This is a genomic window from Streptomyces sp. NPDC051064 (assembly GCF_044455985.1).
Classification (GTDB): domain Bacteria; phylum Actinomycetota; class Actinomycetes; order Streptomycetales; family Streptomycetaceae; genus Streptomyces.
Genome location: NZ_JBITFK010000001.1, coordinates 836,910 through 862,057, shown reverse-complemented (window position 1 = coordinate 862,057; position 25,148 = coordinate 836,910). Strand labels below are relative to the sequence as shown.

The following is a 25,148-nucleotide window of genomic DNA, read 5'->3' as shown; positions in this document are numbered from 1 at the left end:
CCGGTCAGTCGACCTCGGCCAGTGCCTCCGCGAACTGTGCGGCGTACAGCCGGGCGTAGGCCCCCTCGGCTGCCAGCAGCCCCTCGTGCGTGCCCTGTTCGACGATCGAGCCGTTCTCCATCACCAGGATCACGTCCGCGTCCCGGATGGTGGAGAGCCGGTGCGCGATCACGAAGCTCGTACGGCCGTGGGCCAGCCGTGCCATCGCCTTCTGGATCAGCACCTCGGTCCGGGTGTCCACCGAGCTGGTGGCCTCGTCGAGCACCAGGATCACCGGGTCGGACAGGAACGCCCGCGCGATGGTGATCAGCTGCTTCTCGCCCGCGCTGACCCCGGCCCCCTCGTCGTCGATCACTGTGTCGTAACCGTCGGGCAGGGTACGGACGAAGCGGTCGGCGTGGGCCGCCCGCGCCGCCTCCTCGATCTCCTCCCGGGTGACCTCGCGCGACGCGCCGTAGGCGATGTTCTCCGCGATCGTGCCGCCGAACAGCCAGGTGTCCTGGAGCACCATGCCTATGCCCGAGCGGAGTTCGTCACGCGACATCCTCGCCGCGTCGACCCCGTCCAGGACGATACGGCCGCCCGTCACCTCGTAGAACCGCATCAGCAGATTGACCAGCGTCGTCTTGCCGGCCCCGGTCGGGCCGACGATGGCGACCGTGTGGCCGGGCTCCACGCTCAGCGAGAGGTCCTCGATGAGGGGCTTCTCCGGGTCGTAACGGAAGGACACGTTCTCCAGCGAGACGCTGCCGCGCCGCTCCTCGGGCCGCTCCGCCGGCTCCGGGTCGGGCTCCTGCTCCTCGGCGTCCAGCAGGCCGAAGACCCGCTCCGCGGACGCGATGCCCGACTGCACCAGGTTCGCCATCGAGGCGACCTGCGTCAGCGGCATCGAGAACTGCCGTGAGTACTGGATGAAGGCCTGCACGTCACCGATCGACAGCGCGCCCGACGCCACCCGCAGACCACCTACGACCGCGACCAGCACGTAGTTCAGATTCGACACGAACATCATCAGCGGCTGCATGATCCCGCTGTTGAACTGGGCCTTGAATCCGGCCTCGTACAGCGCGTCGTTCTGCTCGGCGAAGTCCTTCGCGGACTCCTCCTGCCGCCCGAAGACCTTCACCAGGGCGTGGCCGGTGTACATCTCCTCGATGTGGGCGTTGAGCCTGCCCGTCACCTTCCACTGCGCCACGAAGTGCGGCTGCGACCGCTTGCCGACCCGCGCCGCGACGAAGACGGACAGCGGGATCGTCACCAGCGCGACCAGGGCGAGCAGCGGCGAGATCCAGAACATCATGATCAGTACGCCGACGATGGTCAGCAGGGAGTTGATGAGCTGGCCCATCGTCTGCTGCATCGTCTGCGAGATGTTGTCGATGTCGTTCGTCGCCCGGCTCAGCACCTCACCGCGCTGCTGCCGGTCGAAATAGGAGAGCGGGAGCCGCGCCAGCTTGGTCTGCAGGTCCTCGCGCAGCTGGAAGACGACCCGGTTGATCACGCGGATCGACAGCCGGGTCGACACCAGCATCAGCAGCCCCGCGCCGACGTACACCACCAGCGCCGCCAGCAGGACCTGGCCCACCGCGCCGAAGTCGATACCGTCGCCGGGGGTGAAGTCCACCCCGGTCAGCATGTCGGCGAGCCCGCCGTCGCCCCGCTCGCGCAGGCCGTCGATGGCCTGCTCCTTGGTCGTGCCGTCCGGCATCTGGCGTCCGACGACACCCGCGAAGATCAGGTCGGTGGCGCCGCCGAGGATCTTGGGCCCCACCACGGAGAGCGCCACGCTCAGCGTTCCCGCGCCCAGCATCAGATACAGCGAGGACCTCTCCTTGCTGAACCGTCTCAGGAGCCGTTTTCCGGACCCCTTGAAGTCCATGGACCGCTCGGTGGGCCCCGCCATCATCCGTCCGCCCGGCCCGGCCATCAGGCGGCCTCCGCTTCCGTCAGCTGGGAGAGCACGATCTCCCGGTAGGTTTCGTTGCCGTCCATCAGCTCGTGATGGCTGCCCGTCCCGACGACCCGGCCCTCGTCCAGCACCAGGATCCGGTCGGCGTCACGGATCGTGGACACCCGCTGCGCCACGATCACGACGGTCGCCCCCGCCGTCTCGCGGGACAGCGCACCGCGCAGCGCGGCGTCCGTCGCGTAGTCCAGGGCCGAGAACGAGTCGTCGAAGAGGTAGATCTCCGGCTGTTGCACCAGCGTCCGCGCGATCGCGAGCCGCTGCCGCTGGCCGCCGGAGACATTGGTGCCGCCCTGGGCGATCGGTGCGTCGAGCCCGTGTTCCAGCCGCTCCACGAAGTCCTTCGCCTGCGCCACCTCCAGCGCGTGCCACAGCTCCTCGTCGGTCGCGTCCGGATTGCCGTAGCGGAGATTCGTCGCGACCGTCCCCGAGAACAGGTACGGCTTCTGCGGGACCATGCTCACGGTCTTCGCCAGCAGGACCGGATCCAGCGTCCGCACGTCCGTACCGTCGACGAGCACATCGCCGTCCGTCGCGTCGAACAGCCGCGGTACGAGCCCGAGCAGCGTCGACTTCCCGCTGCCCGTCGACCCGATGATCGCGGTCGTCTCCCCGGGCCGCGCCACGAGATCGACCGAGCGCAGCACCGGCTCCTCGGCGCCCGGGAAGCGGAACTCCGCGCCCCGTATCTCCAGATGGCCGTGCTTGAGCAGCTTCGTGACCGGAGCGGTGGGCGGAACCACGCTCGACTCGGTCTCCAGGACCTCCTGGATGCGCTCGGCACAGACCTCGGCACGCGGCACCATGATGAACATGAAGGTGGCCATCATCACCGACATGACGATCTGCATCAGATACGCGAGGAACGCGGTCAGCGCCCCGATCTGCATCCCGCCGCTGTCGATGCGGTGCGCCCCGAACCAGACCACGGCGATGGACGACAGGTTCACGACCGTCATCACCGTCGGGAACATCAGGGCCATCAGCCGCCCCGTCGACACCGCGACGTCCGTGAGCTCCGTGTTGGCGCCGCGGAAGCGTTCCTCCTCGTAGCCGTCACGGATGAAGGCGCGGATGACGCGGTTGCCGGTGATCTGCTCGCGCAGCACACGGTTCACCCTGTCCAGCCGCTCCTGCATCGTGCGGAACAGCGGCCGCATCCTCCGCACGATGAGGCTCACCGAGATGCCGAGCACGGGCAGCACGGCCAGCAGCACCGCCGACAGCGGGACGTCCTGGCCGAGCGCCATGATGACGCCGCCGACACACATGATGGGCGCCGACACCATCAGGGTGAACGCCATCAGGACGAGCATCTGGACCTGCTGCACGTCATTGGTCGTACGGGTGATCAGCGAGGGCGCCCCGAACCGCCCCACCTCGCGTGCGGAGAACGACTGCACCCGGCCGAATATCGACGCCCGCACATCGCGTCCCAGGGCGGACGCCGTCCGGGCGCCGTAGTAGACCGCCCCGATGTTGCAGACGATCTGGATGATGCTGACGACGATCATCACGCCGCCGAATTCCAGGATGTAACCCGTGTCACCCTGCACGACACCGTTGTCGATGATGTCCGCGTTGAGGCTGGGCAGATAGAGGCTTGCGCAGGTCTGCAGCAACTGGAGGAGCACCAGCAGCACGATGGGACGTCTGTACGGACCCAGATAGGTCCGCAGGAGTTTTATGAGCACGCGAGTCTCTCGGAGTCGGCGAGGGCAGAGGCCGGTCCATACTCCGGCACCCCCCACCCCGACTGCCAACGCTTTTGTCCAAGTCCCGGTCAAATTACGGGACCGGGTCGCTCAGGCGGTTCCGCCGAACGCCCCGGGGTGGACCTGGTCCCTGGTCGCCCCGTACTGCTGGCGTACCGCGCGGCCCACGGCGAGCTCCTCACCCGGCTCCAGCACCTGCGCCGCCGCGCCCTGCCAGGCCGGGGGAGTACTCGGGTCGAGCTTCCCCTCCGAGACCCCGAGGGCCCACGCAGCCTGCCGGGCCGCGCCCAGTGCCGCGTACTCGGCGGGCTGCGGCACCACGACCTGGGTTCCGAACAAGGCGGGCGCCAGCGCCTGCACGGCGGGCAGTTCGGCTGCGGCGCCCAGCAGGAACACCCGCCGCACCTCCACACCCCGGTCCCGCAGCACGTCCAGGGCGTCGGCCAGCGAGCACAGCATCCCCTCGAAGGAGGCCCGCGCCAGGTGCTCGGGCTTCATCGACTCGCGCCGCAGCCCGCTCAGCGTTCCCGCGGTGTGCGGCAGGTGCGGGGTGCGCTCGCCCTCCAGGTAGGGGAGCAGGACGAGCCCCGAGGAACCCGGGGTCGACTTGAGCGCCAGCGCGGACAGTTCGTCGAGGCCCTCCAGGCCCAGCATCTCGGCCGTGCCGCGCAGTGCGCGTACCGCGTTCGACGTGTGGACGACCGGCAGATGCATCCCGGTCGCGTCGGCGAAGGAAGTGATCATCCCCGTGGGGTCGGCCAGCGCCTCGTGGTGCACGGCCATCACCGACCCCGAGGCGCCCAGCGACACCACGGCGTCCCCGACCGCGACGCCCAGCCCGAAGGCCGCGGCCATCGTCTCGCCGGTGCCTGCCGAGATCAGCAGACCTTCCGGGGTCGTCCCGGCGGCGTCGGCCGGACCGAGGACCTCGGGCAGCGCGGCCTGATGGCCGAGCGCGAGTTCCACGAGATCGGGCCGGTAGGACCCGGTCCCCGCCGACCAGTAACCGGTGCCGGACGCGGCACCGCGGTCGGTCGTACGCCGGGCGGGCCGGCCGAGGAGCTGCCACACCAGCCAGTCGTGCGGCTGCAGGACGGCGGCGACGCGCTGCGCGTTCTCCGGCTCGGAGCGCACCAGCCAGCGGAGCTTCGCCACGGGCTGCGCGGCCTGCGGCACGGCCCCCACGGCCTCGGCCCAGGGCTGCCGCCCGCCGAGCCCGTCGATCAGATCCGCCGCGGCGGCCTGCGCCCGGCGGTCGTTGCCGAGCAGCGCCGGCCGTACGAGATTGCCCTGGTGGTCCAGCGGCACCAGCCCGTGCTGCTGCGCGGACACACCGATGGCCTGCACGCCTTCGAGCAGCCCTCCTGAGGCCGCCTCACCGAGTGAGAGCAGCCACGCCTGCGGATCCACCTCCGAGGCCTTGGCCTCGATGGGGTGCGCGGCGTACCCCTGCCGCAGCACCGCACCGGTGTCCGTGTCGCAGACGACGATGTGCGTGAAGGCGGATGAACTGTCCAAGCCGGCCACTATGCCCATGGGCACGATTCTGCCGCACCCGGAGACCGTTCCGTACGCGGACCGTTCCGTACCGGGCGTGCGCCCGGTACGGAACGGGCCTCAGGTGTTCGTCGTGCCCCAGTCGTCGCTGCCGCTGTGGCCGTTGCGCTCCCGCAGCGAGCGCACCCGTTCGGAGACGGACACGGGGACCTTGTCCCCGACCTTCTCGCTCACCGAGTGGTACGCCTTGCCGGCGAAGTCCCGGCCGCCGTGCGCGGCGGACTCCGCCGCGTTCCGCACAGCGGGGTTCTCGGCCAGTGTCTGCGCGGCCTTCTTGAGCTGCTCGTAACGCTCGCGCCCGGCTCGCGTGCCGAGCACGTAACCGAGCGCCACTCCGGCGATGAACGTGAGCCGGTACCGCATGGCTGCCACCCTTCCTTCGCTCCGTGCGACGTGTGCTGCCCGCCTACCCGCACACACCGAGATCACCCCGGGAGATACCGATTGGCGGAGCACCCCCCTGGTTGCGCTAATGTATGTGTCGCAGCGAACGCGCGCCGCTCGGCAGCCGCCAGGCAGGTACGATTCGAGGCAACGCAGCAATCCCCTGTAGCTCAATTGGCAGAGCAGCCGGCTGTTAACCGGCAGGTTACTGGTTCGAGTCCAGTCGGGGGAGCGCGATCCCCTGTAGCTCAATTGGCAGAGCATTCGGCTGTTAACCGGAGGGTTACTGGTTCGAGTCCAGTCGGGGGAGCGATACGGAAAAGGGCCCCTCGGGGTCCTTTTTCGTGTGCCCGTTTCGTGTGCCCGCGCAAGGGCGTCGGTGACTCTTTTGGGGTGATTCCGCACCGCCCGGAACCGGGCAGCACGCAGCGCAGTCTTCATGGTCACGCGAAGCCGACCATCCGCAGCAGGAGATCTTATGACCGGCTATGCTGCGGCAGAAGGCGCGCACACTTGTACGCGCCACGCCGTGACGGGGCGGTAGCTCAGCCGGTTAGAGCAGCGGACTCATAATCCGTCGGCCGTGGGTTCGAGTCCCACCCGCCCCACCGAGCGTCCCCAGGCAGAATCGTTCTGACCTGGGGAAACGTGTCTTCTGGGGTCATTCTGCGTTAGGTGTTCGCCTCACGGTGGTGTGGCGGACGTGGGTCTTCGTGCGTCGATGGCGCTTCCCGTATGGCTGTGACCTGGACTTTTCTAGTCTCGGAGCCGTGGGAGGGTTAAGAGTGGTCCCACGGCCGTAGAACGAGATGCCTCACCCCTTACCTCATCGAGATCGCCCCTCTGTACGTGGCTTGCTCTCAGGCTGGCCTGAAGCATCTCTGCCCGGAACCGCATGCGATCTCGATCCCCTGGTGTCCGACTTCCCCGTCACCGACCGGGGGCGGGGCTTTCTGGGTCCGCGCGGAGTGCGGCTACAGAAGCGAGCACGGAGACAGCTGCCAGTGCGCCGAACAGTTGCGGGTAGCCGCCCAGCGGAATCGCCAGTGCGGCACCTGCGAACGGGGCTTCAGGAACGGGCCCTTCGCCGCCGCGCTGTTCCACGGCATCAGGGTTGACGGGCTCAGCGACCTGGATCTGCCCTACACCCCTCCGCCCGGATCGCCGTGGGACGCGGTCGAAGTGGCAGCCCAGGCCGCTTTCGATCACACCGCGCTCAAGATCGATAGAGCAACAACTCCTCAGGTTGCGACGAGCTCCTGCTCGTGGTCCGGCACCTTGACCTTGGTCTTCTTGTTCGGCAGCGAGAGCCGGAAGACCTTGCTCCACGCGGAGAACACCTGCTTGGGCAGCGGCCCGGTGACGTACTCCAGCTCGTACTTCTCGAACAGCGCGCGCACCTTCACCGCGACCTCGGCGTACCGGTTGCTTGGCAGGTCCGGGAACAGGTGATGCTCGATCTGGTGCGACAGGTTGCCGGTCATGAAGTGCATGGCCCTGCTGCCGCTGATGTTCGCCGAGCCCATCATCTGGCGCAGGTACCACTGTCCGCGCGTCTCGCCGTTGATCGACCGGCGCTCGAAGACCTGCACGCCCTCGGGGAAGTGCCCGCACATGATCACCGAGTGGGTCCAGATGTTGCGGACCAGGTTCGCGGTGAACGTGGCGGCGAGCGTGGTGGGAAACGAGGGGCCCGACAGCAGCGGGTGGATCACGTAGTCCTTGAGCACCTGCTTGCGGATCTTGCGGCCCACGGCCTTGGCCCGCGCGCGGAACTCCGGGTTCTTGCGGCGGCGCTTGGTGAGATTCTTGCCGAGCTCCAGGTCGTACGCTGCGATGCCGTACTCGAAGAAGCAGGCGTTGAGGAAGTTCCACAGCGGCTGGCCGAGGTGGAAGGGGTGCCACTTCTGGTCTTCGTCGACGCGCATGATGCCGTAGCCGAGGTCGTTGTCCTTGCCGATCACGTTGGTGTACGTGTGGTGCAGCTCGTTGTGCGAGTGCTTCCACTGATCGGACGGTGAGACGTGATCCCACTCCCAGGTGGTGGAGTGAATCTTCGGGTCTCGCATCCAGTCCCACTGACCGTGCAGGACGTTGTGGCCGATCTCCATGTTGTCCATGATCTTCGCCACGGACAGCCCGGCGGTGCCGAGCAGCCACGCGGGCGGGAAGACCGAGAACAGCAGCACACCCCTGCTGACCAGTTCGAGCTTGCGCTGCGCCGAGATGACCTTACGGATGTAGGCGGCGTCCTTCTCGCCGCGGCCGGCGATCACCTCGTCACGGATCGCGTCCAGCTCGCGGCCCAGCTCCTCGATCTGCTCCGCGGTCAGGTGGGCGGTGGGGTCGATGGCGGTCAAGGTGCTCCTACCGTTCGATGTCACAGGGGCCCGCCGCGGCGGACACGCAGGTCTGGATGAGGACACCCGGCTCGGCCTCGGTGATCTCGCCGGTGCGCAGGTCGCGGACAGCGCCGGCCTTGAGCGGTGTGACGCAGCCGAAGCAGATGCCCATGCGGCACCCGGAGGGCATGAGCACGCCGGCCTCCTCGCCGATGTCGAGCAACGGCGTGTCGCCGTCCGCGTCGATGGTCTTGCCGGTGGCGCTGAACGTGACCTCGCCGCCGTCGCCGGCGGCGACGATGCTGGGGCGGAACCGTTCGGTGTGCAGGCGTTCTTGGACGCTCTGTTCGGCCCAGTGCTCTTCGGCGGCGTCGAGCATGCCTGCGGGCCCGCAGGCCCAGGTCTCGCGCTCGGCCCAGTCGGGCACGAGTTCGTCGAGACGAGCGATGTCGAGCTTGCCCTCTGTGTCGGTGTGCACCTCGGTGAGCCGAAGCTTCTTGTCCGCGACCAGGCCGTGCAGTTCCTCGCGGAAGATCACGTCTTGAGGCTGTGGCGCGCAGTGGACCATGACGACGTCGTCGAACTCGACGTCGCGCAGCATGCCCATCACGGGCGTGATGCCGCTGCCGGCCGTCAGGTAGAGCACCTTGGCGGGCTTGGCCTGCGGCAGAACGAAGTCACCGGTCGGCTGGTCGAGCTGGATCAGCGTGCCCGGTTTCGCCCTGCGGACCAGGTGGTTGCTGACCTTGCCGTCCGGGATCGCCTTCACGGTGATCGTGACGCGGCCGTCCTGGCGGTTTGTCGGCGAGGTGACGGAGTAGGCACGCCACAGGCGCACCCCATCGACATCGACCCCGATCCGCACGTACTGACCGGCTGTGTGGCCGCGCCAGCCCCGTCCCGGCCTGATCACGACAGTCGCGGCGTCACCCGTCTCGGGGTGCACGGCCTCGATGCGCCCACGCAGGTCAGCGCCCGCACGCAGCGGGCTGACCAGGTCGAGGTAGTCCGACGGCAGCAGCGGCGTCGTGACCATCTCCAGCAGTTTCCACGCCCTGCTGCGGAGGGCTGCACTCGTCATGACTCCAGCTTGCTGTGCCTCCAGGCGTAAAGTCCTGACCGCAGGACGTAAATTTGGTCGGCTGAATTGTTCGCAGGGAACAAAACGTGAACCATGCAATCCGGAAGGCCAGCGAACTGGCCCTCAACGAGACGACGGTCACCGCAATTCGGGCCGCGCTGAAGACCACCGCCGACGAGGTCGTACAAGCGATCATCGACGAGGTCCCTCCCTACGCCAACGCCCTTTCGGGCCGCATGGGCGCCACCATCCGCCGAGCCGTCCGCACCGCCCTGGGGCACTACCTGAACCTCGCGAGCGGCAACGCCACAGGCGGCGACGCCGGAGACGCAGCCTACGAGCTGGGCCGCGGCGAGGTGCGCGACGGCCGTTCGATGGACGCCCTGCTCAGCGCCTACCGCGTCGGCGCCCGCGTGGCCTGGCGATGCCTGGCAGCGGGCGCCGTACCCGCAGGTCTGCCCGCCGCCGAGGTCGCCAAGTTCGCCGAACTGACCTTCGCCTACATCGACGAGCTCTCCGCCGCGAGCGCCGCGGGCCACGCCGACGAACTGGCCGCCCGGGGCAGGGCCCACGAGCGCCACCTGGAACACCTGGCCCGCGACCTCCTCGCCGGCGCCAGCCCGGATGTGCTGCTGGCCTCTGTCCAACGGGCCGGGTGGCAGCCTCCGGTCTCGCTGACCGCGGTCCTGCTGCCCGCTGCCCAGGCCCGGCCCGCCTACCGCGCGCTCGACCCGGGCACCCTCGTCCTCGACGATCTGCCGGACGCCACCGGTGTGCTGCTCGTCCCCGATGCCCACCGATCACATCTCTTGCGGCAGCTAACCGACCGCACCGCCGTGGTCGGCCCGGCCCGGCCATGGACTCGTGCGTCCGCCTCGTACGCACGAGCCATACGCGCGCGCTCCCTCTCCCCTGATATTCGCGACACCGAGGACCACCTGCCCGAACTGGTGCTGAGGGCCGACGCGGACGCGTTCGCAGACCTGCGTGCCCGAGCCCTCGCACCCTTGCGGACTTTGCCTGACGCGACCGCGCGGCGGCTGGAGGAGACGTTGCGGGCGTGGCTGCTGCACCAGGGCAGGCGGGACGAGGTGGCGGCGGCGCTGTTCGTCCATCCCCAGACCGTCCGGTACCGGATGTCGCAGCTGCGAGAGCTGTTTCCGGATCTCGCATCGCCACACAGGGTCCTTGAACTGACCCTTGCGCTCGGTCTTCGGGTCAGCTGACGCGCTCCTGGACCGCGTCCGCGAGCAGGACGGTTGCAACTTCCGAGATCGCGCAGATCATCCGCGCTTCAGTACTCCAGCTGGCCTTCGCTGTCTGGCCTGCGGGCTCGCGGGTTTCGCCGGGCGGCTGGAGTGTAGCGGGTTGTACAGAGGCCAGGGGAGGTCTCACAGAGGCTGCCCCTCGAACGTGCGACAACACCGCAGGTACTGACAGCGACGGGCGACTGCTTGATGTCTCCGGCGCCGGCCGACCAGCTGCCGAAGAGCAGTGGGCGCCGGGCGCTCGCCGGCGTCGGGGGTGCCCAGCATCGCTACCGAAATCCGGCACGGGGCGGGTGTTCGTGCTACGTTGTGGGTAGTTGCAGTTGTGGTACCCATAAACTTGTGTGCACTCGACGGGCGTGTTCCGTGGGTGCATTTTTTGTTTGGCCGGTCATCTCCGGATGGGCTCATCGCGGCGACGCGGACTCCGCACAGTGCGGTTTTCGGTTCTGCCCCTGTCTTGAGGAGATACACATGGCTACTGGCATCGTGAAGTGGTTCAACGCGGAAAAGGGTTTCGGCTTCATCGAGCAGGACGGTGGCGGCGCTGACGTCTTCGCCCACTACTCGAACATCGCCGCCCAGGGGTTCCGTGAGCTCCAGGAGGGCCAGAAGGTCTCCTTCGACGTCACGCAGGGCCAGAAGGGCCCGCAGGCGGAGAACATCGTTCCCGCCTAAGCGCTGACGCGCACCACCGGGTAGGGCCCGCACCGCAAGGTCGCGGGCCCTGTCCGTCGCCCGCACCCGTCACTCCCCGTACCGGGCCTGCGACCGCGGGTCGTATCGAATTTCCTGCCTGTCAGGCGGCAGCTCGCAGCCCTGAGGCCGCGCACCGCTTTTTCTTCCCCCGGACTTCATTGGTCCGGCGTGTCGCCCACCCGCGCGGTGGCGTGATCCTTCGAAGTGCGTTGGCGCGGATGATTCCGCCCCACTTCGCTTCTCCTCATTTCTTTCGGTTCGTCTCTTGATGCCTTCGTGCGGCGTGTTCGCTGCTGGGGCCTTCTGGATGCGTGCCGTCTCCAGGAAGGTTCTCCTTGAACCCCGTTCGTTCCACTCGCTCGTATTCCAGCTCCAGTTCCACCAGCCGCAGCGGCGCTCCGAGCGCCGGCGGTTACAGCCGTTCGGCCCCGAGCCGTTCCGGCGGCTCCGGCCGCTCCGGCGGCTACGGCGGCTACGCGGGCTCCGGCCGTTCCGGCGGATCGAGCCGACGCCCCTCCGTGCAGGGCGAGTTCGCCCTGCCGGTCACTCTCACCCCGGCACTGCCCGCGGTGGAGACCTTCGCCGCTCTGGACATGCCGGCCGCCCTGCTGACCACGCTGGCCCACGAGGGCATGGCGGTCCCGTTCCCGATCCAGGGTGCGACCCTGCCCAACGCCCTGGCCGGCCGCAACGTCCTGGGCCGCGGCCGTACCGGCTCCGGCAAGACCCTCGCCTTCGGCCTGGCACTGCTGGCCAGGACCGCTGGACAGCGCGCCGAGCCGCTCCAGCCGCTCGCCCTGGTCCTGGTACCGACCCGCGAGCTCGCCCAGCAGGTCACCGACGCCCTGACTCCGTACGCCCGCTCGCTGCGGCTGCGGATGGCCACCGTGGTCGGTGGCATGTCCATCGGACGGCAGATCCATCTGCTGCGTGGTGGCGCCGAGGTCGTCGTCGCCACCCCGGGCCGCCTCAAGGACCTGATCGACCGGGGCTCCTGCCGTCTGGACCAGGTCAACATCACGGTGCTCGACGAGGCCGACCAGATGGCCGACATGGGCTTCATGCCGCAGGTCACCGCCCTGCTGGACCAGGTGCGCCCGGACGGACAGCGCATGCTGTTCTCCGCCACGCTGGACCGCAATGTCGACCTGCTCGTGCGGCGTTACCTGCACGACCCGGTCGTCCACTCCGTCGACCCGTCGGCCGGAGCGGTCACGACGATGGAGCACCATGTGCTGCACGTCCACGGCGCGGACAAGAACGCCGTGGCCACGCAGATCGCCGCCCGTGACGGCCGGGTCATCATGTTCCTCGACACCAAGCATGCCGTGGACAAGCTCACCGACCACCTGCTGAACAGCGGCGTGCGGGCCGCGGCGCTGCACGGTGGCAAGTCCCAGCCGCAGCGGACCCGCACCCTGGAGCAGTTCAAGACCGGGCACGTCACGGTTCTGGTCGCCACGAACGTCGCCGCGCGCGGCATCCACGTCGACAACCTCGACCTGGTCGTCAACGTCGACCCGCCGAGCGACCACAAGGATTACCTGCACCGTGGCGGCCGCACCGCGCGCGCCGGTGAGTCGGGCAGCGTCGTCACGCTGGTCCTGCCCAACCAGCGCCGTGACATGATCCGCCTGATGCGGGACGCGGGCATCACCCCGCAGACCGCTCAGGTCCGCCCCGACGAGGCGGAGCTGACCCGGATCACCGGAGCGCAGGCACCCAGCGGCGTCCCGTGCGTCATCGCCGCGCCGGTCGTGGAGCGTGCCAAGCGCAGCTCCTCCGCCTCCCGCGGACGGCGCAGCCGCTTCGCCCAGGCCCGCCGCTCCGCCTCCAGCGAGCGCCCGGCGCCCCGCGTGGCCGTCGCTGCGTAACCATCCCCACCGGCACCGCTTTCGCATCGGCCTTACCCGGCAATATCCGGTCAACACTGTGTGGGTGTCCATCAGCAGTCCGTACGCGTCGCGCGCTGCGCGGGCCGAGGGGCTCGGCGGGATGGAGGAGTGAGGGGAGTGACGGATGGTGGTCGGCGCGGTGTGCGACGCATCGAATTCGGCGTGCTGAGGGGCGGACCGGGTGGTCCCGTTCACTCTGTCCGGGAGGCGAGCGGGAGCTGCATGCATGCCTCGGCTGTCCTGCCAGCCTAATACGCCAGGGCTGGCAGGACAGCACTTGGACGAGCGCGCGACGGCCGCCCGTGGGCTACAAGGGCGCGGGCCTCAAGACTGGGCAGGCGACCGTGATGGAATACGAACGCTTTGAGGCCGGACCGGGTGCCGGTCGTTTCGGCCTCGGGAAGGCAACCTGCAGGTCGAGTGGTCAGGAGACCCCGTATTCGACCAACGACAGGTGACCTGCCCACAGGGTCAGGTCAGTAGCGGCTGCACGGTCCCACCCGACCTCGTCACCCACTGCGGCCACCCTGATCGTCGCGAAGTTCACCAAAGGCCAGTGCCGGCCCTGCCCGGCCGCAGCCAGTGCACCAGCTCCAGCGAAAACGCCCGGACCGTGGGCTTTCCCCCGCAAGAACTCCGTGACCTGCAGCTTCGAGTCCGCACCGAGCAGCAGACAGCCGAGTGGAAGATCCGCTACGCGGTCCGCTCCGGAGTCGAGGGCACAGTCAAAGAGTTCGCCCACGGCCACGGCATGCGCCGCTGCCGCTACCAAGGACAGGACAAGGCCCACCTCCCAGAGTCAAGCTCAACCCCCAACCAGCTGAGGGGAAGAGCGACCCTGGGGATTTTCACGAATCCTCATCAGCACCCCGTTGCCGTGTTCGCCCGCCGCTCTCGACGCCGAGCTGCACGCCGCCCTGGCCGCTTTCGACGCTGCGGCCGCTCCGTGGCGTGAGGCCCTCGAGGACCTGCACGAAGACGTCCTCGCCGAAACCGCCACCGAAGCGCGGGCCTTCGGCGCCGGCCCGGCGGCCGCCGTCGTCGACGGGCTGGTGCGTGGCCTGCTCGGGCAGTTGGCCGACTGGCAGCAGTTGATCGGCGAGCTGGGCCGCGCGCTCACCACGGCAACTGAAGGCCGACCGCTACCCGGCTGGTCCACCGACGCCGGCCGCACCGAGGACATCGGGTGGCGCCGGCCCCGCACCACGCTGCTCGAGGCCGTCGCACGCCACCACCACGCTCACCTGCTCGCCGCCATCGTCGAGCTCGACGGTGAGCTGGAGCTCCCAGCTACCCGTAACGGGCGCTTCAGGGGCGCGGTCATCCCAGAAGGCCGCGCGGTCAGCGCCGGCGGCCGCCGCCGATGCGGCGGTCGTCCGCCAGTGCGGTAAGCGGGCCGAACTCGCGGGCAAGCTGGTTCCACGTCAGAACCTCGCCACAGCGGGCCGGGAACTCCTTCGGGTTGAACTCGGGCATGGTCCAGGTGCCAGTGCCCCGGTCCCGCAGCCACAGGTCCCCGTCACCGTCGACCACGGTCGGCGGGACCGGTACGGGCTCGGCCTGATCGGTGGGCTCCCAGGTGACCCGGCCCGGGTGGGAAACGCGGCGCAGCTCGGTGGTGGCCAGCCGCGCGGCCAAGTCACGGGTGGACTCTTCGGCGTCCTTGACCGACGCGAGTCGGAATGCGTCGTCAAGTACGGGCAGGGCTGGATTCTTGCTGCGCTTTGAACTCATACGCTGACTACCTCCGGTGGGGGGCGTCACATCCGTTATGGCGCCCCGTAGAGGAACACGGTATCCGAGGCGGGAGCCGGGCCGGCTACGACCACTGTCCAGGTGGAGGCGCTGGCACACCGGGCGGTGGGGCTAGGTGGTGAGCTGGTCATGGACATGGCGCACCCGTGGTGGTAGCGCTCAGATATGGCGGTCCGGGTCTGAGAAGGTGAGGCCGCCGGGGGCGAGCGGACGTCGGGCCGGGGCGGGTGCGGGCTCGGGCTCGGTCTCGCCGGGCGGCTGGCGGAAGTCGGCGCTGCCCGCCTTCTCCGAGCCCGCTTCCGACGCTCCCGTACCCGCCCAGGCGGGTGGGCGCCGACTGATGCCGGTCGAGCAGCGATGCGGGCCACAACGTCTGCCGGCTCGGCGTCCAACGGCATCATGCGCGTCCACGCCAGCACCGGGCGGCGGCTCTGCGGGGTCGGGAAGGGGCGGCGGTAGACCTCGAGATCGGCAGGGGCGAGCGGGGTGGCGAGAGTGTCAGGGAGCCCCTCGATGAACAGTGACTTCTCCAGGATCATCTCCTCGCCCACTCCAGGGGTGCGCAGGAGAGTGAACAACTCCCGGCCGGCTTTCGGGAATTCATCGCCGATCAGCGGCTTGATGATGGTCTCGGTGAAGGCGATGCCGCGGACGCGGCCCGGGAGGCGGGCGGCGCGGTCGAAGGCGAGCGCGCCGCCCCAGTCGTGGCCGACGAGAACGGCCTCGGTGATGCCGAGTGCGTCGAACCAGGCGTCGAGGTAACGGGCATGGTCGTCGAAGGAGTAGGCGAGGTCGGGCTTGCCGGAGTCGCCCATGCCGATGAGATCGGGCGCGAGAAGGCGACGGCCGGGCGCGGCAACTCCAGGCAGGACGTTTCGCCACAGGTGGGAGGAGGTGGGGTTGCCGTGGAGGAAGACGAACGGCAGCCCGTCGGGATCGCCGCTCTCACGGTAGTGAAGGGTGGAGTCGAGAACAGGAAGGGTGGGCATCGCGGTGTCACTTCGCTTTCCGTACGGGGAATTCAGAGGTTGAGGCTCAGCACGCGCTCGACAGAGATCTCGATGACGACCAGATCCGGCGGGGCGGGAGGGGCCATGCGATACCGGTCGGTGTAGCGGCGCACCGCATCGGCCACACGCGTGTCGTCATCGCTGACCGCAGCCCGGCCTTCGAGGGTGACCCAGCGGAAGCCGTCCGCCTGGCAGAGCGCGCCACGAGCCATGGGGCCGCCCGCCGCCACGTTCCGGGCCTTACGGGTCCCCGCGCGGGTAGCTACCCGGGCCAGGCCGGCGGCAGCGTCGAAGGTGAAGCGGACAGGGGTGACGTGCGGGGTGCCGTCGGGACGGATGGTGGCGAGGGTGGCTGCGTGAGGGCGGGTGAGGAACGCCCGTGCAGCGGCTGGCAGTTCAGCGGTCGCTCGGCTCACTTCTTCTTCACGCCCTCGTTCCAGATCAGCTTGGCGATGTTCGGCTTCACGGCCGTGGTGATGACACCCATGGCCGTGCGGACGTACCGCTGTTCCTCCAGTTCGCGCAGCATGCTCGCGGCGAGGTCTGCGCGGGCGGTGAAGACGCCGTCGGCGCTGGTCTCAGCGGTGCGGTAGTCCGTGACGGCCGGGTGCTCGAAGAGGCCTGAGGGCCGGACGAGAGTCCAGTCGAGGCGTGTCTCCCGGATCACGGCCTCCATACGGCGCATGTCCTCGTGGAGGGTTCGGCCCAGGCGCCGGTTCACCAGCGGGTCGAGTACATGGTTGAAGAAGTGCGCGCCGGTTGGCCGCCACTTCGGGTCGGCGATGCTGGAGCTGACGGCGAGCAGGCGCTTGATGCCGTGGCGGGTCATGGCCGCGGTGATGGCCGTGGCGCTCGCCGAGTACGTGGTGATGGTCTCCTTGCTGAAGCGCGCACCCAGCGCGGAGAGAACGGCGTTCGTCCCGCTGACCGCGGCGTCGACGGCCGCCGGATCGGTGGCATCGGCGACAGCCACGGTCAGGCCGGGCCGTGCGGGCAGAGAGCCGGGGCGGCGGGTCACGGCGACGACCTCGTGCCCGGCAGTGAGGGCCTGGTCAGTGAGGTGGCGGCCGGTCGGCCCGTTGGCGCCGAAGACTGCGATACGCATGGTCTCGGGGTATCCCTTCGTGTGGATCGCGGAACACCCTTGACTGTGCCGATCACGGAACACAGGCTCAACGCTGATGAATAACGCCGCCCCTGCCCCCGTCCGCACCCGAGGCCGTCCCCGCGGCAACCCGCCGACCCGTGAGTCGATTGTCTCGGCGGCCCGGTCGCTGTTCCTGGAACGCGGCTACCGGCGCACCACCTTGCGCGCGGTGGCCGGGGCAGCCGGCGTCGACCCGGCGCTGATCGCGTACCACTTCGGCTCGAAGAAGGGCCTGTTCGCGGACGTGATGCAATTCCAGTGCGCCCAGGCGCTGACCGTGGACGACGTCCTCGACGGCGACCGGGCCACCCTCCCCGACCGCCTGATCGACGCGGTGACGGACCTGTGGGAAGACGCTGACTTCCGTCGGCTCACCGTCCAGGGTGATGAGGCGGCCGAGGTCATCCGCGAATACCTGGAACGGGAGCTGCTGGCCCGGCTTGTTGAATTTCTCGGCGGCCAGGACGCCACCGCCCGAGCCACGGCCTTGGTGACGATCCTCGGCGGCCTCATCTACACCCGCTACCTCAACCCGCTCCCCACCCCGGCCGCCTTCTCCCCGGCCGAGGCCCGCCACATCCTCGCCCCGGTGCTCCGCGCCGCACTGGACCCGAGGCCACGTACTGCGGCAATCACCAGAGCGGGCCACCGTGGTTCGCCGACCTCCGGCGGGGGTCTCGTACGGCCTTGACCGCCTCATTGCCCCCGGCGCAGTTACGCCTGGAGGTAGCGGTGCAGGGAGGTCTTCGGGATGCGGATGATCCTCAGCAGCCGCCGACCCTCGTCATCATCAATCTCGCGTACACGCACTCGTTCTGCCACCCGCACACAGTGACCGCCGCCTGCCGTCCGGAGAAGGACTCCGGGCGGCGCGTCACATCACAACAGGGCAAACGTTGCCTGATCCGGCACTAGCTAGACGATATTCAGGCCCGTCGGGCTGCTCTTGCCATCTGCTGGGGACTTCACCGCACCGGCGACCCGTTACAGAGTGCGACTGGCTGCGGTGTGTCGAGCGGCAAAGGCAGAGCTGCCCGTCGTACCCCGGGGTGATTCGGCGATACTGAAAGGCGAGCCTCCCCCCCCCAGGCCCGCGGGGAGGCTCAGAGAGACCGTGCGGCGGGGACGAAGTGGTGTGGCGAACACCTAACCGATGCCCATTCGAGCGGGATCGAGGGGGATGCAGCCGGATGGAAACGGGCTGTTTTGTCCGTCGTTTTGGCATCGTCGCAGGTTAGAGGCGTCACTTGAATGGGTTCGAGTCCCACCCGCCCCACCAAGCATCCCCAGGCAGAATCGTTCTGACCTGGGGAAACGTGTTTTCCGGGGGCATTTCGCGTGTGGCGGACGCCTCGCGAGGGTGTGGCGAACATAGGTCTTCGCGCATCGAAGACGAGCCCTGAACCGCTGCGACCTGGGCTTTTGTGGGGAAGCCTCCCTGGGAACGTCACGAGCGGTCCCACGGCCGTGACGCAGGGATGTGACGGCTTCCCTCCCATGCCTGCCGCTGACGTTGGCGCAACAGGAGGGCTTCCGGGGATACGCGCTGACACGCCCGAGGGCTCCGGCCCGGGTCTACGCGGGCATACGTGTCGGGCGTCGACTGTTCGCTCGGAGGACCGCATCCTCGGCGGCTGGCCCGGGCGCTCCAACGGGGCGCTGACCATCGTCGCGCTCACCGCGGAGGGGCGCAGGTTCCCCGCAACGCGCCTTCTATGACCAGGTCGGGCCCGCGGCCAGACGCCGGACAGCGAGAAGCGTCAGCGACCCGCAGCTCCGGAAGTCGAGCTGCGGGTTGTTGACGCTGAAGAGATCGCCCAGCTGAAGACCGGCGTCGAAGCCCTCGTCGGCGAATCGCATCAGGCCACGGTCGATAACCAGATCCTGCACCAGGAGCTGGCGGAGCGTACCCCCGTGGGCCGCGCACTGCCCGTGCAGCTCCGGCCGCCCTGGACCGCGCATGCGAAGCCCGACCATGGGAAGGGCGAGACGGAGTGAGCGATCAGTGGCTGCGGAGCGCGTACATACGAGTTACGCAGCGGCACTCGCCTGCGGAGTGAGCTCCACGGGATGGGCCTGCTCGACGCGGTCGCGGCGGGTGTACATGTCCCAGTAGTGCTCGGCGAGTTGGTCCGGGTGCACAGTGGGAAACTCCGGGCCGGCATCCTCAGCGTCCGCCGGCGCATCGGCCCGGGCCATGGAGGTTTCGGCGCCCTCGCTGCCGGTGATCACGGCAGCGATGGTGAGGGTGCCGGCGTAGACACCGGTGCCGGCGAGTTCGGCGTTGAGGGAGTAGAGGTAATTGCGGGCGCCGGACATCACCGGGCCCAGGCCGCTGAGGTGCGGCATCGGCTGCACCGCCGAGTAACCGGTGGTCATCAGAACGGCGCCGTCACCGCGTTCGCGCATCTCCGGCAGTACGGCGTGGAACACCTCCACCGGGGTGAGCAGGAACAGCCTGGAGAGCCTCTCCAGCGTGGCCGCGTCCAGGTCGACAGCCGGGGTGAAGGTCTGGTCGCCGCCGAGCGGCCCGTACTCGACGACGTCGATCCGGCCGAAGCGGTCACGGATGGCCTCGACCAGTGCCGGAACCTGCGCGGGGTCGGAAAGATCGGCGACGAAGGCGGCGGCGTCGATGCCCTCGTCGGCGAGCTGTGCGACGAGGGCATCCAGCCGTTCCTTGCGCCGGGCTACCAGGGCGACGCGGAATCCTTCGCGGCCGAAGCGGCGGGCGACGGACACGCCGAGCCCGGTACCGGCGCCGAACACGGCGATCACTTTGGACATGGGACTGCTCCTTGCTACCGAGATATATTGACCCTTGGGTCAACTTGCTCTGCGACCGTAACATGCAACTTGACCCTATGGTCAAGTTGTATGGGTCGAAGAGTGCGACCATGGGGGCCGGACACACGACCAGGAGGAACGCCGGATGCGGGCTGACGCGCAACGCAACGCGGAGAAGCTGCGCACAGCAGCGGCCGAGCTTTTCCACGAGCGTGGCTTGCAGGCTCCGCTGAAGGAGATCGCCCGCCGCGCCGGCGTGAGCCACGGCACCCTCTACAACCTCTTCGGCTCCCGCGAGGCGCTCATCGACGAGGTCGTCGCAGACCTGGCCGCCGCCCGCCTGGGCGATGCCGCCGAGCGCGCGCTCGCCCACGAGGACGCCTGGGCCGGGTTCGCGTACTACATCGAGACGGTCTGCGAACTGCAGACCACCGACCTCGCGATCAGAGATGTGGTCATCGGTCGCTACCCGGACGCCCGACGTCTGATGGCTGTCTGCGAGAGCACCAACGCCGCAGCCGCGCGCATCATCGAACGCGCCCAGCGAGCCGGATCCCTGCGCCCCGACTTCACGCGCGAGGACCTGCTGTTCATCTTCGGCACCAACTCCCTGCTGGCTCGCGCCGCCAAGGATCCCGCCCCCGACGCCTGGCGCCGCGGTATCGCCTTCATGCTCGACGGCCTTCGCACCGAAGCCGCCCACCCGCTCCCCACCGCCCCGCCGACCTCAGAAGCCGTTGTCCTATCGATCTTGAGTGCGATGTGATCGAAAGTGGCTGTCGGGGCGAGTGAACCTGGTCGTGACCGTGCATGAAGACAGGGCCTCTGGTGTAGTTCGGAGTGGCTGAGACGCCGATCGCACCTGGACAGCTGGGGCTGGGCTCCTCGTATCCACACCGGGCTGCGGGTGCGCGTGCAGCCTGACGGCAGCTATACGAGAACTGGGCACAGAGTTCGTGTTCGACCCGGACCGCCAGGCCGTGATCCTGGTCGGTGGTGACAAGCCCGGCATGGTCCGGCTGGTACCGCGTTGTGGTGCCCCAGGCGGAGCAGGCGTACGCGGAACATCTCAATCGCGTCCGAAGACGCCGGTGACGTGCGCGGGAGCCCCAGTACGATGGGGCGTGCCGTCGAATCCGGGCGGCACTTCCCGGGGAGGAGTGACGTGTCCATACCGCGCGGTCCAAGGCCCGGTGGACGTACGTCCGCCGTCGGCCGGAAGCGCCTGGATGACGACCGTCGCGGCGAGTTGCTCGGGCGCCTACAGGGGATCGTGCTGGAGGAAGGGTTCGCCCGGCTGACGGTGGACGTGCTCGCGTCGCGTCTGCAGTGCTCCAAGTCGACGCTCTACGCCATCTCCTCCAGCCGCCATCACCTCGTCGCCACCGTACTCAAGAGCTTCTTCAGGGACGCCGCCGAGCAAGTGGAGAAGGAAGTCGCCGAGGTCACGGACCCGGCGCGGCAGATCGCCACGTACCTGGCGGCCGTGGGCGCACAGATGCAGCGCATGTCGATCGCGTGCTACGAAGACATGCTCGACGACGACGCGACCCGGGAGATCTACACGGTCAACTCGGTCGCCGCGACGGGTCGCGTGCGCGAGATGATCCACTCGGGCGTGGGGTCGGGAGACTTCCGCGCGGTCCACGCGGAGTTCACCAGCGAAGCCGTCGGGCTGCTCATCGACGGCATCCACAGCCGCGATCTGCTCTCATCCACCGGACTGTCCTCCGGGGATGCCTTTATCGAGCTGAGCAACCTTGTGCTTGCGTCGCTCACCAAGGAACCGCGTCGGTCCTAGCGGGCGGGATTCCTGAGGTTCGGACGGGATCGCTTCCTTGATCACCGAGAGGCACTGCTCTGATCAGTGTCTATGGGTCTCCCCGACCGGATCTGCACCTTGAATTGCCGTCCGCGGACGGCGAGCACATGCATGCGTTCGCCCGGTTTGGGGCTGTCCAGTGGCGTCATGGTCCTGCGGATGATTCTCGGAGCCTTGTAGGAAACGTAACGCGGTACTAACGTACGTGAAATCGTACTCGAACCGGAGGTCACCTCCGGCGTTCCGAGATGAGGCAAGTGATGGTTCTCCCTGATCAAGGTCCTCCTGTAGATCTGCAAGACCGGGTCCGTGCACTCGTCGCCATGTACAGCGCCCCTGACGCCGGCGCTGCCCACCTGCTCTGTGACAGTCATCCGGCTGATGCCGTGGCCTACACGGTCGTGGAGCCGGATCTCACCGCGACCGTGCTCACGTACGGTCGGCTGAAGGCGGACTCAGAGCGGTTCGCCGCCGCCCTGGCCGGGCTCGGCGTGGGGCCTGGCGACCGCGTGGCCACGCTCATGGGCAAGAGTGTCGACTACCTGGTCGCACTGCTGGCGACGTGGCGGCTCGGCGCGGTGACAGTGCCGTTGTTCACCGCGTTCGCGCCGCCGGCCATCGCGCTGCGGCTGTCGGCCAGTGACACCAAGGTCGTCGTCTGTGACGCGGGCCAACGCCCGAAGCTCGACGCGGGCGAGGGCATCCCCGCGGATGCGAAGTGGCAGATCGTCGTCAGCGGCCCGGTCGAACGATCCGGCGATCTGGCCTTCGGCGACCTGCTCGCCTCGAAAGAGCCCGGCCACCCCGCCGTTGCCCTGGGCGGCCAGGCGCCGCTCGTGCACATCTTCACGTCCGGAACGACCGGCCACCCCAAGGGAGTTGTCGTGCCCACCGGGGCGATCGCCGGGTTCCGCGCCTACGCCGAGTTCGGCTGCGGAGTCCGCGCGGACGACGTCTTCTGGAACGCCGCCGACCCCGGCTGGGCCTACGGGCTGTACTTCGGGGTGATCGCCTCGCTGAGTCTGGGGGTGCCCAGCGTGCTGGTCCACGCCGGATTCTCGCCGGAACTCACCTGGCATGTGATGGACAAGCTCCGAGTCACCAACTTCACCGCCGCGCCCACCGTCTACCGGTCGCTGCGCACGTCCGATGCCCCGGTCCCGGACGGTCTCGCGCTGCGGTGCGCGTCGAGCGCGGGTGAACCCCTGACCCCCGACGTCAATGCCTGGGCGGCTGACGCGCTGGGCGTCGAAGTGCACGATCATTACGGGCAGACCGAGGCCGGGATGCTGATCAACAACCATCAGCATCCGTCGCTGAACAGGCCCGTACTGCCAGGGTCGATGGGGCACCCCATGCCCGGGTGGAGCCTGCGGGTGCTGTTCGAGGACCGCGACGAGGTCGCGCCCGTCGGCACAGCGGGCCGGATCGCCGCCGACCTCACCGCGAGCCCGTTCGCCTGGTTCGCCGGGTACGAGGGCGATGCGGCGAAGAGCGCGGAGAAGTTCAGTGCCGACGGCCGCTGGTACTACACGGGAGACGTTGGACGCGTCGACGAGGACGGGTACTTCCACTTCTCGTCCCGTGACGACGACGTCATCATCATGGCCGGCTACCGCATCGGACCGTTCGACGTCGAGTCGGTCCTGGCCACGCACCCCGCCGTGGTCGAGTGCGCGGTCATCGCGGCGCCCGACGAGGTGCGGGGCGAAGTGCTAGAGGCGTTCGTCGTCGTCAGGGAAGGCATGAGGGAAGGGGCCGACACGCCCGAGACCCTCGCCGCCGAGCTCCAGCAGCTGGTCAAGAAGCGATTTGCCGCCCACGCATACCCGCGCACCGTGCACTTCGTCGACAGCCTGCCCAAGACACCCAGTGGCAAGATCCAACGCTACGTCCTGCGCCGGCAGCGGCAACAGGACACCGGAGGCAGTTCGTGAGCACCACAGTCATCACCGATCAGGCCGGGTCCGCACGGTGGATACGGCTCAACCGGCCCGAGAGCCGCAACGCGATCAGCCCGGACCTGATCCAGTCCCTCGACCAGGCCCTCGCCGACGCCATGAGCGATCCGGGCACCGAGGTCGTGGTCATCGCCGGGAACGGACCCAGTTTCTGCGCCGGTGCGGATCTGCGCCACCTCCTGGGACTGACGCGATCCGGCGTGGAACCGTTCGCGTTCCTCCGCCGCATCACGGAGTGCTTCACCAACGTGGAGACGGCGCCGAAGCCGGTCATCGCCGCCGTGCACGGTCATGTGGTGGCGGGCGGCCTTGAGCTGGCGCTGGCCTGCGACGCGGTGGTGGCCCAGGCCGGCACGGTCATCGGCGACGGGCACATCCTCAACAACCTTCTGCCCGGCGCCGGTTCGAGCGTGCGCCTGCCCCGCAAGGTCGGTGAGCCGCTGGCGCGGCGCCTGATGCTGACCGGCGAGCTGCTGCCCGCCGAGGACTTCCTGCACAGCGGCTTCGTCCAAGCCGTCGCCGCCCCAGGGGAGTTCGAGGCGACGGTCAAGGGTGTAGCGGACTCCTACGCGGGGCTGCCGGTGGGCAGTCACGGGCGGATGAAGCAGATGCTCGCCGACCCGGGCACACCCGCGGCGCTGCGGCGCGAGCTCGACGTGTTCGCCGAGCACTGGCGGGAGCAGGACATCGCCACCAAGCTGACCCGATTCTTTGAGCAACGAGGCGTGAGGTAAAACCGTGCGACGTTACGTGGACCGAGTGGTCCTGATCACCGGTGCGGGCCAGGGCCTCGGCAGGGCCATGGCCCTGCGATTCGCCGCGGAAGGCGCCCAGCTGGCGCTCTGCGACGTCAATGAAGCGGCCGTGAAGGAGACCGCGGCGCAGTGCGGTGACGACACGGCGCGCGCGACGGTCGTGGACGTGGCCGACTCCCGGCAGGTGGACGACTGGGTAGCGGACACCCTCGCCTCCCGGGGACGTATCGATGTGCTGGTCAACAACGCCGGGGTGATCCGCGACAACCGCCTGGAGAAGATGACCGACGGCGAGTGGGACGCGGTGATCGACGTCAGTCTGCGCGGCATGTTCCACTGCACCCGCGCGGTGTTCGGGCACATGAAAGCGCAGCGGTACGGGCGGATCGTGTCCTTCTCCTCCATGTCCTGGCGGGGCAACTTCGGGCAGGCCAACTACGCCGCCGCGAAGGCGGGCGTGGTGGGCATGTCCCGCACCATCGCTCTCGAAGGCGCCCCGCACGGCGTGACCTCCAACGCCATCGCGCCCGGCCTCATCGACACGCCGATGCTCGCCTCCATGAACGACGCCGCCCGCGCGAAGCTCGCCTCCCGGGTGCCCATGCAGCACATCGGGGACCCGACGGATATCGCCGAAGCCGCCGCGTACCTCTGTTCGGAAGCCGCCGGCTATGTGACGGGCGTCGTACTCGATGTGGATGGCGGCATCGGCATCGGCGGCGCGATGCGCTGACAAGAACGTCAGTCGTGCGCTGCCGCGCCCCCGGCGCGGGCGCACAGCTCGCACTCCCCGGGCAGCTGAGCCAGCACATCGAAGCGGACCTGTTCTGAGCTGGGCGGGCTGGGTCATCCAGCGGGTCGTCGCTCTTGAGGACGTGCCGGGCCTCGGCTCCGAGAGATCCGGGGCCCAGGTAGGAAAGATCTCTCCCATTGTGGGCGGACCGCGGCGGAGGCACTCTCGAAACACGGCAACAAGCCGGAAACCCGGCAAAAGACCCAGGGAG

Annotated in this window: 23 protein-coding genes and 3 tRNA genes; 14 read left to right on the top strand and 12 right to left on the bottom strand. The window is 68.8% G+C overall.

The window, feature by feature from the left end; all coding sequences use genetic code 11:
* Window positions 1-4: 4 nt before the first annotated feature.
* The 4 genes from ACIBCU_RS04140 to ACIBCU_RS04125 all read right to left on the bottom strand — a co-directional run bounded on the left by ACIBCU_RS04140 (window position 5) and on the right by ACIBCU_RS04125 (window position 5,610).
* Entirely contained in the window at window positions 5-1,927 is a 1,923-nt protein-coding gene (locus ACIBCU_RS04140; RefSeq protein ID WP_399229091.1) for an ABC transporter ATP-binding protein, read from the bottom strand.
* Complete coding sequence (locus ACIBCU_RS04135; protein ID WP_362933118.1) at window positions 1,927-3,660, bottom strand: ABC transporter ATP-binding protein; 1,734 nt, start codon at window positions 3,658-3,660, stop codon at window positions 1,927-1,929. The genes ACIBCU_RS04140 and ACIBCU_RS04135 overlap by 1 nt, the downstream gene beginning before the upstream one ends.
* A 111-nt stretch (window positions 3,661-3,771) precedes the next feature.
* Window positions 3,772-5,217 (bottom strand): FGGY family carbohydrate kinase, encoded by a 1,446-nt coding sequence (locus tag ACIBCU_RS04130; protein ID WP_362933121.1) that lies wholly within the window; start codon window positions 5,215-5,217, stop codon window positions 3,772-3,774.
* A gap of 81 nt (window positions 5,218-5,298) precedes the next feature.
* Window positions 5,299-5,610 carry a YtxH domain-containing protein gene (locus tag ACIBCU_RS04125; RefSeq protein ID WP_362933124.1) on the bottom strand — a complete coding sequence of 104 codons (312 nt, stop codon included), beginning with the start codon at window positions 5,608-5,610 and terminating at the stop codon, window positions 5,299-5,301.
* A gap of 171 nt (window positions 5,611-5,781) precedes the next feature.
* On the opposite strand from ACIBCU_RS04125, the gene ACIBCU_RS04120 reads away from it, so the two are divergent.
* The 3 genes from ACIBCU_RS04120 (at window position 5,782) to ACIBCU_RS04110 (ending at window position 6,230) form a co-directional block, all read left to right on the top strand.
* Window positions 5,782-5,854 (top strand) — tRNA-Asn (locus tag ACIBCU_RS04120).
* A gap of 5 nt (window positions 5,855-5,859) precedes the next feature.
* A tRNA-Asn gene (locus tag ACIBCU_RS04115) sits at window positions 5,860-5,932 on the top strand.
* 224 nt (window positions 5,933-6,156) lie between these two features.
* Window positions 6,157-6,230: transfer RNA gene (locus ACIBCU_RS04110), tRNA-Ile, on the top strand.
* Between the two features lie 633 nt (window positions 6,231-6,863).
* On the opposite strand, the gene ACIBCU_RS04105 is transcribed toward ACIBCU_RS04110, so the two are convergent.
* Entirely contained in the window at window positions 6,864-7,982 is a 1,119-nt protein-coding gene (locus ACIBCU_RS04105) for a fatty acid desaturase family protein (protein ID WP_399229088.1), read from the bottom strand.
* A gap of 7 nt (window positions 7,983-7,989) precedes the next feature.
* Window positions 7,990-9,045, bottom strand: coding sequence for a ferredoxin reductase (locus ACIBCU_RS04100; protein ID WP_362933130.1), 1,056 nt, complete (start codon window positions 9,043-9,045; stop codon window positions 7,990-7,992).
* An 86-nt stretch (window positions 9,046-9,131) separates the two neighbouring features.
* Here ACIBCU_RS04100 and ACIBCU_RS04095 point away from each other — a divergent pair, with 86 nt between their 5' ends.
* The 5 genes from ACIBCU_RS04095 (at window position 9,132) to ACIBCU_RS04075 (ending at window position 14,298) form a co-directional block, all read left to right on the top strand.
* The gene (locus ACIBCU_RS04095; RefSeq protein WP_362933133.1) at window positions 9,132-10,271 is read left to right on the top strand and encodes a helix-turn-helix domain-containing protein; all 1,140 of its coding nucleotides are present in this window, start codon (window positions 9,132-9,134) and stop codon (window positions 10,269-10,271) included.
* A gap of 516 nt (window positions 10,272-10,787) precedes the next feature.
* Window positions 10,788-10,991, top strand: coding sequence for a cold-shock protein (locus ACIBCU_RS04090; RefSeq protein WP_145801666.1), 204 nt, complete (start codon window positions 10,788-10,790; stop codon window positions 10,989-10,991).
* 356 nt (window positions 10,992-11,347) lie between these two features.
* Window positions 11,348-12,886, top strand: a complete 1,539-nt coding sequence (locus ACIBCU_RS04085; RefSeq protein ID WP_399229085.1) for a DEAD/DEAH box helicase — start codon at window positions 11,348-11,350, stop codon at window positions 12,884-12,886.
* 475 nt (window positions 12,887-13,361) lie between these two features.
* On the top strand, window positions 13,362-13,862 hold the full coding sequence (locus ACIBCU_RS04080) for a transposase (protein WP_399229083.1): 501 nt from the start codon (window positions 13,362-13,364) through the stop codon (window positions 13,860-13,862).
* A complete protein-coding gene (locus ACIBCU_RS04075) occupies window positions 13,780-14,298 on the top strand; it encodes a hypothetical protein (RefSeq protein WP_399229081.1) in 519 nt (172 codons plus the stop codon). Before ACIBCU_RS04080 ends, ACIBCU_RS04075 begins: the two co-directional genes overlap by 83 nt.
* Here ACIBCU_RS04075 and ACIBCU_RS04070 read toward each other — a convergent pair.
* The 4 genes from ACIBCU_RS04070 to ACIBCU_RS04055 are packed head-to-tail and all read right to left on the bottom strand — an operon-like array spanning window position 14,249 to window position 16,777.
* Window positions 14,249-14,641 carry a hypothetical protein gene (locus ACIBCU_RS04070; RefSeq protein ID WP_073775444.1) on the bottom strand — a complete coding sequence of 131 codons (393 nt, stop codon included), beginning with the start codon at window positions 14,639-14,641 and terminating at the stop codon, window positions 14,249-14,251. The two genes, ACIBCU_RS04075 and ACIBCU_RS04070, sit on opposite strands and share 50 nt — an antisense overlap.
* Window positions 14,642-14,676: 35 nt before the next feature.
* On the bottom strand, window positions 14,677-15,687 hold the full coding sequence (locus ACIBCU_RS04065; RefSeq protein WP_399229729.1) for a haloalkane dehalogenase: 1,011 nt from the start codon (window positions 15,685-15,687) through the stop codon (window positions 14,677-14,679).
* On the bottom strand, window positions 15,684-16,088 hold the full coding sequence (locus tag ACIBCU_RS04060) for a TIGR03618 family F420-dependent PPOX class oxidoreductase (RefSeq protein ID WP_362933151.1): 405 nt from the start codon (window positions 16,086-16,088) through the stop codon (window positions 15,684-15,686). The genes ACIBCU_RS04065 and ACIBCU_RS04060 overlap by 4 nt, the downstream gene beginning before the upstream one ends.
* Window positions 16,085-16,777 carry an NAD(P)-dependent oxidoreductase gene (locus ACIBCU_RS04055; protein WP_399229077.1) on the bottom strand — a complete coding sequence of 231 codons (693 nt, stop codon included), beginning with the start codon at window positions 16,775-16,777 and terminating at the stop codon, window positions 16,085-16,087. The genes ACIBCU_RS04060 and ACIBCU_RS04055 overlap by 4 nt, the downstream gene beginning before the upstream one ends.
* Before the next feature lie 76 nt (window positions 16,778-16,853).
* Between ACIBCU_RS04055 and ACIBCU_RS04050 the strand changes: the two genes are divergently transcribed.
* Window positions 16,854-17,510, top strand: a complete 657-nt coding sequence (locus ACIBCU_RS04050; RefSeq protein WP_362933157.1) for a TetR family transcriptional regulator — start codon at window positions 16,854-16,856, stop codon at window positions 17,508-17,510.
* Window positions 17,511-18,532: 1,022 nt separating this feature from the next.
* Here ACIBCU_RS04050 and ACIBCU_RS04045 read toward each other — a convergent pair.
* Both ACIBCU_RS04045 and ACIBCU_RS04040 read right to left on the bottom strand, forming a co-directional pair.
* A complete protein-coding gene (locus ACIBCU_RS04045; protein ID WP_399229075.1) occupies window positions 18,533-18,709 on the bottom strand; it encodes a hypothetical protein in 177 nt (58 codons plus the stop codon).
* Between the two features lie 141 nt (window positions 18,710-18,850).
* Window positions 18,851-19,606 (bottom strand): SDR family NAD(P)-dependent oxidoreductase, encoded by a 756-nt coding sequence (locus ACIBCU_RS04040; protein WP_399229073.1) that lies wholly within the window; start codon window positions 19,604-19,606, stop codon window positions 18,851-18,853.
* A 145-nt stretch (window positions 19,607-19,751) separates the two neighbouring features.
* Here ACIBCU_RS04040 and ACIBCU_RS04035 point away from each other — a divergent pair, with 145 nt between their 5' ends.
* The 5 genes from ACIBCU_RS04035 to ACIBCU_RS04015 all read left to right on the top strand — a co-directional run bounded on the left by ACIBCU_RS04035 (window position 19,752) and on the right by ACIBCU_RS04015 (window position 24,877).
* Entirely contained in the window at window positions 19,752-20,372 is a 621-nt protein-coding gene (locus ACIBCU_RS04035; protein WP_362933166.1) for a helix-turn-helix domain-containing protein, read from the top strand.
* A gap of 507 nt (window positions 20,373-20,879) precedes the next feature.
* The gene (locus ACIBCU_RS04030) at window positions 20,880-21,407 is read left to right on the top strand and encodes a TetR/AcrR family transcriptional regulator (RefSeq protein ID WP_399229069.1); all 528 of its coding nucleotides are present in this window, start codon (window positions 20,880-20,882) and stop codon (window positions 21,405-21,407) included.
* Window positions 21,408-21,751: 344 nt separating this feature from the next.
* The gene (locus tag ACIBCU_RS04025; RefSeq protein WP_399229067.1) at window positions 21,752-23,365 is read left to right on the top strand and encodes an AMP-binding protein; all 1,614 of its coding nucleotides are present in this window, start codon (window positions 21,752-21,754) and stop codon (window positions 23,363-23,365) included.
* Entirely contained in the window at window positions 23,362-24,123 is a 762-nt protein-coding gene (locus ACIBCU_RS04020; RefSeq protein ID WP_362933175.1) for an enoyl-CoA hydratase/isomerase family protein, read from the top strand. The genes ACIBCU_RS04025 and ACIBCU_RS04020 overlap by 4 nt, the downstream gene beginning before the upstream one ends.
* A 4-nt stretch (window positions 24,124-24,127) precedes the next feature.
* Window positions 24,128-24,877 (top strand): SDR family NAD(P)-dependent oxidoreductase, encoded by a 750-nt coding sequence (locus ACIBCU_RS04015; RefSeq protein WP_362933178.1) that lies wholly within the window; start codon window positions 24,128-24,130, stop codon window positions 24,875-24,877.
* Window positions 24,878-25,148 lie beyond the last annotated feature (271 nt).

Excerpts from the sequence above, each read along its gene's own strand:
- ACIBCU_RS04140 (WP_399229091.1), bottom strand. The coding sequence starts at position 1,927 with ATGGCCGGGCCGGGCGGACGGATGATGGCGGGGCCCACCGAGCGGTCC.
- ACIBCU_RS04130 (WP_362933121.1), bottom strand. The coding sequence starts at position 5,217 with ATGGGCATAGTGGCCGGCTTGGACAGTTCATCCGCCTTCACGCACATC.
- ACIBCU_RS04100 (WP_362933130.1), bottom strand. The coding sequence starts at position 9,045 with ATGACGAGTGCAGCCCTCCGCAGCAGGGCGTGGAAACTGCTGGAGATG.
- ACIBCU_RS04090 (WP_145801666.1), top strand. The coding sequence starts at position 10,788 with ATGGCTACTGGCATCGTGAAGTGGTTCAACGCGGAAAAGGGTTTCGGC.
- ACIBCU_RS04070 (WP_073775444.1), bottom strand. The coding sequence starts at position 14,641 with ATGAGTTCAAAGCGCAGCAAGAATCCAGCCCTGCCCGTACTTGACGAC.
- ACIBCU_RS04055 (WP_399229077.1), bottom strand. The coding sequence starts at position 16,777 with ATGCGTATCGCAGTCTTCGGCGCCAACGGGCCGACCGGCCGCCACCTC.
- ACIBCU_RS04050 (WP_362933157.1), top strand. The coding sequence starts at position 16,854 with ATGAATAACGCCGCCCCTGCCCCCGTCCGCACCCGAGGCCGTCCCCGC.
- ACIBCU_RS04040 (WP_399229073.1), bottom strand. The coding sequence starts at position 19,606 with ATGTCCAAAGTGATCGCCGTGTTCGGCGCCGGTACCGGGCTCGGCGTG.
- ACIBCU_RS04035 (WP_362933166.1), top strand. The coding sequence starts at position 19,752 with ATGCGGGCTGACGCGCAACGCAACGCGGAGAAGCTGCGCACAGCAGCG.
- ACIBCU_RS04025 (WP_399229067.1), top strand. The coding sequence starts at position 21,752 with ATGTACAGCGCCCCTGACGCCGGCGCTGCCCACCTGCTCTGTGACAGT.